A 12,230-nucleotide genomic window follows, 5' to 3' on the forward strand; every position below is an offset into this window, starting at 1 on the left:
TCTTAATATAGAATGTTTATGGCGCGTTTTCCAGCAGCGTGACCCCGGCCGCGCGCAGGGCGCGCGTCGCCGCGGCTTCGGAGCCGTTCAGGTCGATGGCGCGGCAGGCGGCCGTCGCCACCGTCACATCGAACCCCAGGCGGCGGGCATCGAGCGCGGAATACAGCACGCAGAAATCGTAGGCGAGCCCCGCCAGGGTCAGGGCGGCGATATCGCGCTCGCGCAGATAACCCGCCAACCCGGTGGGCGTGGTGCGATCGTTCTCGAAAAAGGCGGAATAGCTGTCGATCTCGGGCCGGAAGCCCTTGCGGACCGCCAGTTGCGCCCGCGTCCGGTCCAGACCGGGGTGGAAGGCCGCGCCGTCCGTCCCCTGGACGCAATGGTCCGGCCAGAGGGTTTGCTCGCCATAGGGCAGCAACGCCGTCTCGAACGGCGCCTTGCCGGGATGCTGGCTGGCGAACGAGCGGTGGTCGGCCGGATGCCAGTCCTGGGTCAGCAGCACATGCTCGAAGTCCCGGGCCAGGCGGTTCGCCAGCGGAACGATCGCATCGCCATCCGGCACCGCCAGGGCGCCGCCGGGGCAGAAGTCGTTCTGAATGTCGATCAGGAGCAGGGCTTCGGCCATGGGGAGGCTCCCGCGGATGCGCAGTCAACCACTATTGCAGCGGAACCCCTTTCATTTGGGTGCAGTCGGCGGGCGTTGCCATCACGATTTGGTCGCGCAACCGGCAGGGCGCGAAGACGTTCGGCAGGGGCTCTGAGGGCGCCGCTTTGGGTGCCGCCGCTTTGGGTGCCGTCGGTTCCGTCAGTTGGGGCGGCGGAGGCGGTGTCTCCGGCATGGGCTCGGCCTGCTTGGCCGGTTCCGGCGATTGCTCGGCATCCGCAGGCGGTTGCGGCGCGGCCTGGTCGGGCGCAGGGGTCTCCGGTGTGCCCGTGTGGACGGGGACCAGTTGCAGCATCTCGACCTTGGGCTCCGTTTCCGCTTGTGGCGCGGGGGCCGCGGCGGGTGCGGGTGCCGGCGGGGGAGACGCCGCCGGCATGGCCTTGGCCGGTGCCGCCGGTTTCGGCGCCTTGGCCTTCGGCGGCGCGACCGTGACGGACGGCGTCTTTGCGGCCGCGGCTTTGGGCGGCTCTGCTTTCGGCATCGCGGCGGCGGGGGCCTCGACAGCCGGGGCCTGCACCACGGGCGTTTGGAAGTTCGGCCCCTGCGGGCTCGGCGTTGCGGCGGCGGGGGCCTGGACCGTGGCGCCCCGGACATCCGGCGTTTGCAACTCGGTCGCTTCGGTTGCGGCCGCCGCCGGTGTCTCCATCGGCGCGGCGGGGAGCGCGTTGCCCGGTGTCTGTGGCATGGCCGGTGACGTGGTCGGTGGCGTGGCCGCCTCGGTCGAGGGCAGGGGCGGCATCGGCTCGATCAGCGGCGGCGGCTGCCGGATCGGCAGGGGCGGTTGCAGGTCGGGCGCCCTGGGGCGAACCGGCCGTGCCGCCGGCGCCTCCGAACTTTCGACCACGTTTCCGGCCTCGTCGGTCGAGTCGCTGAGACCCAGTGTTTCGCAGCCGCCAACGGCCAGCAACAGGGCGGCCGCGACGATGTGTAACCCACGCATTCGCATCTCCAACGCTCCGGGATCAGCCGAGGCTGGCCCGCAGGGCCGCGATCCGGTCCAGCACCGGCAGGATCGCATCCGCCTTCGCCGAATCGAGGCTGAACACCACCCGGGCGATGCCCGCATCGCGGTAGCGCTTCAGCATGTCCGCGTCCTCGCCGGCGCCGAAAACCGACACCGGCAGGCTGTCGGGCTCGCGGCCGGCTTCCGCCGCCATCTGCCGGAAGCGCGGCAGTTGGTCGAGCACGTCCGCGCCGCGGCCGCCCAGCGGAATCCAGCCGTCGCCATAGGCAATGGCCCGTTGCGCGGCGTGGGGCATGGCGCCGCCGACCAGGATTGGCGGGTGCGGTTTCTGCACCGGCTTCGGCCAGGTCATCATCGGTTCGAAACTCTGGAACCTGCCCTGAAATTCCGGCTTGGTCTGGGTCCAGATCGTCTTGAGCATGGCGACCCGCTCGGCCATCAGCGCGATGCGGGTGCGCGGGTCGGTGCCGTGGTCGGCCATCTCCTCCCGGTTCCAGCCGGCGCCGATGCCGAACAGGAAGCGGCCGCCGGAGAGCAGGTCGAGCGTCGCCACTTCCTTCGCCAGTTGCAGCGGGTCGCGCTGGACGATCAGGCAGACGCCGGTGGCGAGCTTCAGGGTCTTGGTGACCACCGCGGCCGTGGCCAGGCCCACGAACGGGTCGATCACGTCGTAATAGCGCTTCGGCAGCTCCGGCCCGCCGCCCCAGGGCGACTTGCGTGAGAGCGGAATGTGCGAGTGTTCCGGCGCCCAGAAGGATTCAAAGCCCCGCTCTTCCAGCGCCGGGCCCAGTTCGGCCGGAGGCATGGAATAGTCGGTACAAAACATGGAGGCACCGAACTGCATGGGCGGGGTTTCCCTTGAACGAATGATCGAGGCGCCACCATAGCGCGTGTCGCGGCGGGTGGCCACTCATGCGGCGTCGTGGAAGATCAGGCCCAGCGTGTGCCGTTCGCCCCATATTACGCGGCTGACGCCATGGCGCAGCGACGCGCGCAGGATCGACCGCGCGCCCTGCACCGGCCGCTCGTTGGTCGGGAAGAGGATGAAAGAACCCTGGGGGATGTCGACCGCCGTGCCGATCGCCTGCTGGCGCGGGCGGTTCTCCACCAGCAGGAACTGCCCGCCGCCGAAATCCTGGCCCGGACGGCTCAGCATCGCGGTGGCCTGGAGCGGAAAGGCCAGGTCGCCGTAAAGATCGCGGTGCAGCCGGTTGTAGCCGCCTTCGCCATAGCGCAGCAGCAGGGGCGTGGGCTTGGTCTGGCCGTTGGCAGCGCAAACCGCGCGATATTCGGCCAGCGTCGGGGGATAGTGGGTGTCCCGTCCCATGGCCCGCAGCATGCGGTTGGCCATCGGTGCCAGGCCCTCGTAGAAGGCTTGCCGCAGACCCTGGATCAGCGGTGGCAGCGGATCGGCGAAATAGGCGTAGTCGCCTTCGCCGAAGGCGTGGCGCGCCATCACCACGCGCGAACGGAACGGCCGGTCGTCGCGGTAGAGGGCACGCAGGGCGGCACACTGGTCCGCCGTCAACACGGGCGGCGTCAGCGCATAGCCATAGGCCGTCAGGTCCGCTTCGAGCGCGGCCCAGTTCAGCGCGGCCCAGTCTAGCGGGGACCAGTCCATCAGGGGCCGGTCCAGAGCGAGCGGCCGCATCGGCCCGCGCTCAGGCGTGCGCGCGCTCGCCCTCGGCCGCGATCGGATGTTCGTCGGTGGCGGGGTCGAACAGGCGGTGGAGATGGACGATGAAATACCGGGTTTCGGCGTCGTCAATGGTGCTTTGCGCCTTGCCGCGCCAGACTTTCAATGCCTCGGCATAACTCGGATACATGCCGACGATATCGATGTCCTCGATACTTTCGAACGTCCGCGAATGCGGGTCTTTCAGTCGACCGCCGAATACGAGGTGCAACAACTGTTTCGCCATTGGGGGCCTCTTGCGTTCGAGCGTTTCACACCGTCGGCACGTGCGCGCGACGGGAACCGAAGACCCCCTACATAATTGAGCGAGCCGCGCTCCGCACCCCGACATTGGTCGAATTTTGTCGCAGTGCGGCCGCGGAGGCTAGGGTTTTTGCGCGATCATCAACACCGGGGCGAGGCGGCCCGCGCTGATATTGGCCACCATATTCGCCACTTTGGTGGCGGCGCTGGCCCCCATCAGGATATGCAGGCCAAGCGGCGGCGGCCCGCCGGCCTGGGCGGACGCGGCGCGCATCTTGGTGAAAAAATCGAGCGCGATGGCGCTGCGGTTTTCGTCGTGGACGAGGTCGAGCCTCGCATCGGTGATGGCGCTGCGGTAGTCGTCCGCGGGGGCGGCGGCGTTGGCGGCCGGCGTCTCGGCCCAGGGCACGGGAAAGGAGAGATCGCCCGGCCCGGTGCGCATCACGTCATAGATCGCCACCCGGCCGCCCGGCCGCAGCACCCGGGCGATCCCCTCGGCCAGCGTGGCCTTGTCGGCGATGTTCATGCCGACATGCAGCAGGTAAGCCTTGTCGAAGCTCTGGTCGGCAAAGGGCAGGGCCATGGCGTTGCCGTTCTGCAAGGCGACCTGCGGGCGAAGATTGAACCAGTCGCTCAGGGTGTTGCCGGTGGCGACATATTCCGGCGTCAGGTCGATGCCGCTGACCGTGCAGCCGTATGTGGCCGCCGCCAGGCGGGCCGGCCCGCCGATGCCGCAGCCGATGTCGAGGACGCGGTCGCCGGCTTCCAGGCCCAGCGTGTCGAACACGGACAAGGTCGCCGCCCGTCCGCCGATATGGAACTCTTCGACCGGCGCCAGATCGGCCATGCTCACCGTGGCCGGCGATTTGCCCAGCCTGGCCATGCCGGCCTCGATCGCCTGTAACAGCGAACCGTGGTGATAGTGACCGCTGACAATACTCGCATCTGCCATGACGGCCTCCTAATGGAGTAATGTATTTATTATAGTGGCAGATTTCGATTTGTCAGCGGTCGGTTGGCCATTAGAGATCGGCGTATTTCTGGATCGTGTCGGACCATTGCTTCAGGTCTTCCGGGCCGCGGATGCGGTTGGCGAGACCGGCTGCGCCCGTGACCGGCACCAGCAGGCGCTTCACGCCCATGGCGGCGAGCGCGGGGATGTCGTCCAGATTGTCCGGCAGGCTGGCGGTGAACTCGATGGCGTCCGGGTCGCGGCCGTGTTCGCGGGCGGTGTCGCGCGCCAGTTGGAACAGCTCTTTGGGATTGCCGCGGGCCGGGAAAAAGCCGTCGCCGAGGCGCCCGGCCCGGCGGGCCGCCGCCTTGGAATGGCCGCCGACGATCAGCGGCACGGTGCCGTTCGCGGGCTTGGGCCGACAATAGGCGCCGTCGAACTTCACGAACCGGCCGTCATAGGCGGGGCGCTCCATCTGCCAGAGCGCGCGCATGGCTTGCATATAGTCGTCGCAACGGGGGCCGCGCTCCTCGAAGTTGGCGCCGATGATGTCGAATTCCTCGCGCAGCCAGCCGACGCCGATACCCAGCAGCACGCGGCCGCCGCTCATGGCGTCCAGCGTGGCCACCTGCTTGGCGCACACCACGGGCGAATGCTGCGAGAGGATCAGAATGCCGGTCGCCAGTTTGATCTTCGAGGTGACCGAGGCCATGTAGGCCATCCACACCAGCGGGTCCGGCAGGTCGGTCGCCGCGTCGATGCCCGGCATTTTTCCGCTATCGGAATAAGGATAGCTGGACTCGTAGCCTTCCGGGATGATCGTGTGTTCGACGGTCCAGGCGCTTTCGAAGCCGGCGGCCTCGCCCGCCTGCACCAGTTCCATGGCCCTGGCGGTGTCGGTGTATTTTCCGGTGTTGCAATATCTTAAGCCGAACTTCATCGGGCGGTCCTCCTGGGGGATTGTGCAAACACGGTACACGGGCGGCTCGGACTTGCCTATATTGGCCGTGAAAGCCTGCCCACCGCAGACGCATGAGGATCGATATGGCCGACGGCTCCAGCGCGACCGCCCCCCAACTGCGCGACGTTTCCCTGGACGACAAATACACCGCGGAAAGCGGCCTGGTGTTCATGACCGGCACCCAGGCGCTGGTGCGCCTGCCGCTGGAACAGCACCGGCGCGACAAGGCGGCGGGCCTGGACACGGCGGGGTTCATCACCGGCTATCGCGGCTCGCCGCTGGGCGGCTATGACCAGCAATTGCAGCGCGCGTCCCGGCATCTGAAAGAAAACCAGATCCTGTTCCGCCCCGGCGTGAACGAGGATCTGGCCGCGACGGCGGTCTGGGGCTCGCAGCAGGCGGGGCTCTGGAACGACGGCAAGCATGACGGCGTCTTCGGCATCTGGTACGGCAAGGGGCCGGGGGTGGACCGGTCCGGCGACGTGTTCAAGCATGCCAACGCGGCCGGCACGCTGAAGCATGGCGGCGTGCTGGCCTTTGCCGGCGACGACCACATGGCCAAGTCCTCGACCAGCGCGCACCAGAGCGAATATGCCTTCGTCGATGCCTCGATCCCGGTGATCGCGCCCTCCGGCGTGCAGGAATTCCTCGACCTGGGTCTGCACGGCTTTGCCATGAGCCGGTTCTCGGGGCTTTGGACCGGCTTCAAGTGCATCGGCGAGACGGTCGACAGTGCGGCGACCGTGAATGTGGGCCTGGACCGCATCCAGCCGGTGATTCCCAGCGATTTCGAAATGCCGGAAGGCGGCCTGAACTCGAAGCTGATCGTGGCCGAATTCCTGATGCTGGAGGAATTGCTGCACAAGTACAAACTGCCGGCGGCGCTGGCCTATGCCCGCGCCAATCGCCTGGACCGGGTGGTCTGGAGCGGCCCGCGGCGGCGGATCGGCATCGTCACCACCGGCAAGTCCTATCTGGATGTGCGCCAGGCGCTGGACGATCTGGGCCTGGACGAGGCGACGGCGGCGGGCTTGGGCCTTTGCCTTTACAAGGTGGCCATGACCTGGCCGCTGGAAAACGAGGGCGCCCGGGCGTTCTGCGAAGGACTGGAGACGGTGTTCGTCGTCGAGGAAAAGCGCTCACTGATCGAATGGCAGTTGAAGGATGCGCTCTACCGCGTGCCGGCCGACCGGCGCCCGGACGTGATCGGCAAGACCAACTCGGCCGGTGCGCCGCTGTTGCCGAGCAATGGCGAACTCACCCCCAACATGATCGCGCGCGAGATCGCCAGGCTTCTGGACACGGACGCGGTGCCGTCGGGCCTGCGCAGCCGCATCGGCGAGCGCATCGCGCAAATGGATGCGTTGCAGGCGGCCAGCGGCGGCAACCAGCCGCCCAGCATGGTGCGAACGCCGTATTTCTGCTCCGGCTGCCCGCACAACACCTCGACCCGGGTGCCGGAGGGCAGCCGCGCCGGCGCCGGTATTGGCTGCCACTACATGGCGATGTGGATGGACCGGAACACGCTGGGCTTCACCCATATGGGTGCGGAAGGCGCGAACTGGACCGGCCAGGCACCGTTCGTGACCACGCCGCACATTTTCCAGAATCTGGGCGACGGCACCTATTACCATTCCGGCCTGCTGGCGATCCGGGCGGCGGTCGCGGCCGGCACCAACATCACCTACAAGATCCTCTACAACGACGCGGTCGCCATGACCGGCGGCCAGAGCCATGACGGCCCGCTCGACCCGGTGTCCATCGCGCACCAGGTCTGGGCCGAAGGGGTGAAGCAGGTCCAGATCGTCGCCGACGAGAAAGAAGACCTGCCGGCCAATGCCAACTGGCCGCCGGGCACCAAGGTGCACGAGCGCGCCGACCTCGACCGGGTGCAGCGCGAGTTGCGCGAGGTCCCGGGCGTGACCGCCATCGTCTATGTGCAGACCTGTGCCGCGGAAAAGCGCCGGCGGCGCAAGCGCGGCCAGTTCCCCGACCCGGACCAGCGCGTGTTCATCAACGAGGCCGTGTGCGAGGGCTGCGGCGATTGCGGCGTCAAGTCGAACTGCGTCTCGGTCACGCCGGTCGATACCGAGTTCGGCCGCAAGCGCCGCATCGACCAGTCGGCCTGCAACAAGGATTTCTCGTGCCTGAAAGGCTTCTGCCCCTCGTTCGTGACGGTGAAGGGCGGCAAGCCGCGCAAGTCCAAGGGCGTTGAGGGGACCGAGCCGCCGCACCTGCTGCCGGTGCCGGACCTGCCGGGGCTGGACGAGCCCTATGGCATCATGATCACCGGTATCGGTGGCACCGGCGTCATCACCATCGGCGCGCTGCTGTCCATGGCGGCGCATGTGGAGGGCAAGGCCTCGACCGTGATGGACATGACCGGCCTCGCCCAGAAGGGCGGCGCGGTCTGGAGCCATCTGCGCATCGCCAATACGCCGGAGGAGTTGCACGCGGTGCGCATCGCAGCCGGCGGCGCGAAATCGCTGATCGGCTGCGATCTGGTGGTCTCCGGCCAGGCGGACACGGTCTCGAAGCTGACGCGCGCGAGCAAGGCGGTGGTGAACAGCTATCGCCAGTTCACCGGCGATTTCACCCGCAATCCGGACTTCCAGTTCCCAACCGACGAGATCAAGGGCCGCATCACGTCCGCCGCGGGCGAGGCCAATGTCGACTTTCTCGACGCCACCGACATCGCCACACGGCTGATGGGCGACAGCATCGCCACCAACATGTTCATGCTGGGCTATGCCTTCCAGAAGGGCATGGTGCCGTTGTCGGAAGCCTCGATCCTGCGGGCGATCGAGTTGAATGAGGTCGCGATCGACTCGAACAAGCGCTCGTTCGCCTGGGGACGGGCGGCGGCGGCCAATCTCGCCATGGTCATGGACCTGCTGGGCGGCGAGAAAAAGGCCACCAACCAGCCGGATATCGCCAAGACGCTGGAAGAGATCGTCGCCAAGCGCGTCGCCGTCCTGACCGACTACCAGAACGCCCGCTATGCCCGGCGCTATCGGGCGCTGGTCGACACCGTGCGGGCAGCCGAGCAGGAGAAAGGTCTGGGCGAGGCGCTGAGCGAGGCGGTGGCCCGCTATTATTTCAAGCTGATGGCCTACAAGGACGAATACGAGGTGGCGCGCCTCTACACCCAGCCGGAGTTCAAGGCCGCGCTGGAGGCGCAGTTCGAGGGCGACTACACGCTGGAATTCAACCTGGCGCCGCCGCTGCTGACCAAGGTCGATCCGGCGACCGGCGAGCCGAAGAAGAAACAGTACGGCCCCGGCATGCTGCGCACCTTCGGCTGGCTGGCGAAGCTGCGCGTGCTGCGTGGCACGCCGCTGGACGTGTTCGGCCGCACCGAAGAGCGGAAAATGGAGCGCCGGCTGATCGGCGAGTACGAGCAGACGGTGAGCGACCTGCTGGCCGGCCTCTCGCGCGAGAACCATCGCTATGCGGTGGAGATCGCCAGCATTCCCGAGCACATCCGCGGCTATGGCCATGTGAAACAGCAGCACGTCGCCGATGCCAAGGCAAACGAGGCGGCGCTGTGGCAGAATTTCCGCAACCCCTCGGCGGCCACCGCGCTGGCGGCGGAATAAGGCGTCGCTGGCGGCGGAATAACCCGTGCCGCCCTCGGGCGGCGGGATGGAAACGAGAAAGGCACAGGCTCATGAAACTGAAGCTCTATCGCGCCAACGACCGCGCGACCAAGGTGGCCCCGGCCAGCAATTTCACCGGCACGGTGCTGCAGGACGAGGTGCTGGTGGGCCAGGCGCCCTCGCGCATGCGCGCCACCAATGTGACCTTCACCCCCGGCGCGCGCACCGCCTGGCACCAGCACCCGGTCGGGCAGACCCTGCTCGCCGTCTCCGGCGTTGGGCGGGTGCAGGTGGAGGGCGAGCCGGTGCAGGAATTGCGTCCCGGCGACACCGCCGTCATCCCGCCGAACACGCGGCACTGGCACGGCGCCGCCCCCGACCGGCTGTTCACCCACCTCGCCATGTCCGAGACCGGCGAGGACGGCGCCGGCACGGCCTGGTTCGAGCAGGTCAGCGACGGCGACTACGGCAAGACGCCCGACTGACCGGGCGCGCTGTTTCCCGGCCGAGCCGGAGGCGAGGGCCGGGATCGGTGTCGTTCATCGAACACCCGCTCCGGCGGTGTTCGCACGCCGCGAGCGGCCCCGGATGGCCGCTCTGCGACCTCCGGGGAACAGGCGGCGCACAGCACCGTCCGGGGAACATCGCTGTTTCCCGGCCAAGCGCCGTGCGAGCTTTCCCGGCCGAGCCGGCGGCGAGGGCCGGGATCTCCGGCGGTCCGGTGCCGGCGCTCGGGCGGAGTCTCGCCTCGGTCGGGGATCCCGGGTCGGCGTTGCCGTCCGGGACAGTTCGGAAATCGCCGAAGCCGTTGCCATCCCCGCAGCGGTCGCTCCCCGCTTCTCCGCCTCCCCGGCCGTCGCGCGCCGCGCGGTCCCGGCCGAGCGCCGTGCGAGCTGTCCCGGCCGAGCCGGAGGCGAGGGCCGGGATCTCCGGCGGTCCGGTGCCGGCGCTCCGGCGGAGTCTCGCCTTGGTCGGGGATCCCGGATCGGCGTTGCCGTCCGGGACAGCTCGGCAGGTGCCGGGACGGGGGCGGGGAGTGCAACGCCAGCGTCTTGTGCCGGCCAGCTCCCGCCGTCAGCGGGCCTCGCGCCACCAGACCGCCACCAAAAGGCCTGCCGCCAGAGTCAACAGCAGCCAGGTCGGCAGCAGCGGGTGTTGTTCCAGACCGGTGACGGTGTGGGCCTCGTTGCGCTGCAACCCGGCCCAGCCGCGCCCCGCCGCGGTCTGGCCGGGGGAGGTGCGGCGCAGGCCCGGCACCCCGTCCGACAGCCAGTAGGTGCCGCCGCCCTGGGCGTGTGCCGTCTCCGCCAGCGGTTCGGGGCTGGCGCGGGCATCCTCCCATTCCTTCGGGTCCAGGATGCCGACGGCGGCAACCACCGTGTTCCGGCCGTCGCTGACCCGGTAGAGACCATCGGCTGCGACGGGCAGGGAGGCGCCGAAGCGGCCGGGGCCGAGCGCGTGCAGGGCGACGGCCCGGGTGGTCTCGTCGGGCGCCGTGACCGTAACGGCGGGCGGCGTATCGCCCAGGGTGCGGTGTTCGATCGACAGGGTTCGCCCCGCGGCCGAGGCCAGCAGCGCTTCCTCTTCCAGTTCCGGCTCCTTCATCAGCCAGTGGGCGAGGCGGCGCAGCAATTCGCCGTGCGGGCCGCCGCCCTCGAAGCCGCGCGCCCAAAGCCAGATGTGATCGGACAGGATCTGGGCGACCCGGCCCTGGTTCTGGGGTTCGCCGACCCGGTCCAGCACCAGAAGGGGCCGGCCGCCAATGCCGGACATCACCACCTGGCCGCCGGAAACCGTCGCGTCGATCTCGCGGAACCAGCGCCCCCAGGGGTGACCGGCGGCGGTCGGCGGTGCGCTCAGGCCCTGCGTCACCGGATGGCGCAGGCCCATGGCGGTGATAGCCGGCCGGAACCCCTGTTCCAGCACGCTGCCGGTGGGAGCCGCGGGCATGATGTCGCCGATGGCGCTGTTGTGCAGCGAGGCATAGCGGTCGGCATAGGTGGGGCCGACGGCGATGAGCACGGCGCCGCCATTGCGGGCGTAATTGGCGATATTCTCCAGATAGGCGGGCGCGATCAGGCCGCGGAGCGAGTAGCGGTCGAACACGATCAGGTCGAATTCGCCGAGTTTCTCCTGGAACAGTTCCCGCACCGGGAACGAGATCAGCGACAATTCCTCGACCGGCGTCAGGTCCTGCTTGGTCGGCGGCCGCAGGATGGTGAAATGCACCAGGTCGACGGCCGGGTCCGACTTCAGCAGGTTGCGCCAGACGCGCTCGCCCTCATAGGGCTTGCCGGAAATCAGCAGCACGCGCAGCCGGTCGCGCACCGCGTTGATCGACGCGATGGCCCGGTTGTTGTTCAGGGTGAGTTCCGCCGGGCCGCCCGCCACGGAGATCTCGACCACGGCGGTGCCGGCGCGCACCAGGGGCAGGGACAGTTCCACCGGCGCGCCGGTCGGGACGGTGGCCTGCCGCACCACCTCGCCATCGCGGCGGACGGTGATCTGCGCGCTGGCCGGTGGGTCGGCCACGCCCAGATCGTCGACCTGGACCGCCAGCGTCACCGGCTCGCCAACAATGCCGTAGCGCGGCGCCTGCAACAGTTTCAGGCGGCGGTCGCGCTCGCCGGGAGCGCCGGTCAGCAGCAGGTGCAGCGGGCCGGTGACCTCGCCCGCCGCCGGACGGTCGTGGACCTGGCCGTCGGTCAGCACCAGCACGCCGGCGCGGCGGCCGGGCGGCACGTCCGCCACCGCCCGGCGCCAGGCGTCGAACAGACGGGTGCCCGGCGCGTGCGGGTCGGGCGTGCCGGCCCGGACCTCGCGCCATTCCAGGTTGGGCAGGCGTCGGGCCTCTTCCCGCAGACGCTCCAGCGCGGCGGTGCGCAGGGCGGTGCGGCCGTTGATGCCCTGGCTGGGGGATTCGTCGACCAGGGCGATGGCCACGTCCGGATGCACCCGCCATTGCTCGTCCAGCCAGAGCGGCCGCGCCAGCGCCAGCGCGATCAGGCCGAAGGCGGCCAGCCGCCAGAGCGTGCCGCGTGCCCGGCGCCAGAGGCCGAATGCCGACAGAGTCAGTGCCGCCGCCAGCAGGGCGGCGATGGCCCACCAGGGCACCAGGGGGGCGAAGGCGATGCTCCAGTCGCTCATGCCG

The 12,230-nt window shown here is 69.1% G+C and carries 10 protein-coding genes; 2 read left to right on the forward strand and 8 right to left on the reverse strand.

Going from position 1 to position 12,230, the window contains the following annotated elements; translation table 11 throughout:
* Window positions 1-16: 16 nt before the first annotated feature.
* The 7 genes from pncA to H6844_07180 all read right to left on the reverse strand — a co-directional run bounded on the left by pncA (window position 17) and on the right by H6844_07180 (window position 5,459).
* The gene (gene pncA / locus H6844_07150) at window positions 17-625 is read right to left on the reverse strand and encodes a bifunctional nicotinamidase/pyrazinamidase (GenBank protein ID MCB9929172.1); all 609 of its coding nucleotides are present in this window, start codon (window positions 623-625) and stop codon (window positions 17-19) included.
* Window positions 626-656: 31 nt separating this feature from the next.
* Window positions 657-1,604, reverse strand: coding sequence for a hypothetical protein (locus H6844_07155; GenBank protein ID MCB9929173.1), 948 nt, complete (start codon window positions 1,602-1,604; stop codon window positions 657-659).
* A gap of 22 nt (window positions 1,605-1,626) precedes the next feature.
* Window positions 1,627-2,472 carry an LLM class F420-dependent oxidoreductase gene (locus tag H6844_07160; protein MCB9929174.1) on the reverse strand — a complete coding sequence of 282 codons (846 nt, stop codon included), beginning with the start codon at window positions 2,470-2,472 and terminating at the stop codon, window positions 1,627-1,629.
* 66 nt (window positions 2,473-2,538) lie between these two features.
* On the reverse strand, window positions 2,539-3,279 hold the full coding sequence (locus H6844_07165; GenBank protein ID MCB9929175.1) for a 2OG-Fe(II) oxygenase: 741 nt from the start codon (window positions 3,277-3,279) through the stop codon (window positions 2,539-2,541).
* 10 nt (window positions 3,280-3,289) lie between these two features.
* Window positions 3,290-3,550, reverse strand: a complete 261-nt coding sequence (locus H6844_07170; protein ID MCB9929176.1) for a DUF4170 domain-containing protein — start codon at window positions 3,548-3,550, stop codon at window positions 3,290-3,292.
* Between the two features lie 138 nt (window positions 3,551-3,688).
* Window positions 3,689-4,519, reverse strand: a complete 831-nt coding sequence (locus H6844_07175) for a methyltransferase domain-containing protein (GenBank protein MCB9929177.1) — start codon at window positions 4,517-4,519, stop codon at window positions 3,689-3,691.
* Between the two features lie 70 nt (window positions 4,520-4,589).
* Entirely contained in the window at window positions 4,590-5,459 is an 870-nt protein-coding gene (locus tag H6844_07180; protein MCB9929178.1) for an LLM class F420-dependent oxidoreductase, read from the reverse strand.
* Between the two features lie 104 nt (window positions 5,460-5,563).
* On the opposite strand from H6844_07180, the gene H6844_07185 reads away from it, so the two are divergent.
* Window positions 5,564-9,079 (forward strand): indolepyruvate ferredoxin oxidoreductase family protein, encoded by a 3,516-nt coding sequence (locus H6844_07185; protein ID MCB9929179.1) that lies wholly within the window; start codon window positions 5,564-5,566, stop codon window positions 9,077-9,079.
* 71 nt (window positions 9,080-9,150) lie between these two features.
* The gene (locus tag H6844_07190; GenBank protein ID MCB9929180.1) at window positions 9,151-9,564 is read left to right on the forward strand and encodes a cupin domain-containing protein; all 414 of its coding nucleotides are present in this window, start codon (window positions 9,151-9,153) and stop codon (window positions 9,562-9,564) included.
* A gap of 589 nt (window positions 9,565-10,153) precedes the next feature.
* Here H6844_07190 and H6844_07195 read toward each other — a convergent pair.
* Window positions 10,154-12,226, reverse strand: coding sequence for a hypothetical protein (locus tag H6844_07195; protein MCB9929181.1), 2,073 nt, complete (start codon window positions 12,224-12,226; stop codon window positions 10,154-10,156).
* Between the last annotated feature and the right edge of the window lie 4 nt (window positions 12,227-12,230).

The sequence above is a fragment of the Alphaproteobacteria bacterium genome, from assembly GCA_020638555.1.
Taxonomy (GTDB): Bacteria; Pseudomonadota; Alphaproteobacteria; order Bin95; family Bin95; genus JACKII01.

Excerpts from the sequence above, each read along its gene's own strand:
- H6844_07155 (MCB9929173.1), bottom strand. The coding sequence starts at position 1,604 with ATGCGTGGGTTACACATCGTCGCGGCCGCCCTGTTGCTGGCCGTTGGC.
- H6844_07175 (MCB9929177.1), bottom strand. The coding sequence starts at position 4,519 with ATGGCAGATGCGAGTATTGTCAGCGGTCACTATCACCACGGTTCGCTG.
- pncA (MCB9929172.1), bottom strand. The coding sequence starts at position 625 with ATGGCCGAAGCCCTGCTCCTGATCGACATTCAGAACGACTTCTGCCCC.
- H6844_07185 (MCB9929179.1), top strand. The coding sequence starts at position 5,564 with ATGGCCGACGGCTCCAGCGCGACCGCCCCCCAACTGCGCGACGTTTCC.
- H6844_07160 (MCB9929174.1), bottom strand. The coding sequence starts at position 2,472 with ATGCAGTTCGGTGCCTCCATGTTTTGTACCGACTATTCCATGCCTCCG.
- H6844_07180 (MCB9929178.1), bottom strand. The coding sequence starts at position 5,459 with ATGAAGTTCGGCTTAAGATATTGCAACACCGGAAAATACACCGACACC.
- H6844_07190 (MCB9929180.1), top strand. The coding sequence starts at position 9,151 with ATGAAACTGAAGCTCTATCGCGCCAACGACCGCGCGACCAAGGTGGCC.
- H6844_07170 (MCB9929176.1), bottom strand. The coding sequence starts at position 3,550 with ATGGCGAAACAGTTGTTGCACCTCGTATTCGGCGGTCGACTGAAAGAC.
- H6844_07165 (MCB9929175.1), bottom strand. The coding sequence starts at position 3,279 with ATGCGGCCGCTCGCTCTGGACCGGCCCCTGATGGACTGGTCCCCGCTA.
- H6844_07195 (MCB9929181.1), bottom strand. The coding sequence starts at position 12,226 with ATGAGCGACTGGAGCATCGCCTTCGCCCCCCTGGTGCCCTGGTGGGCC.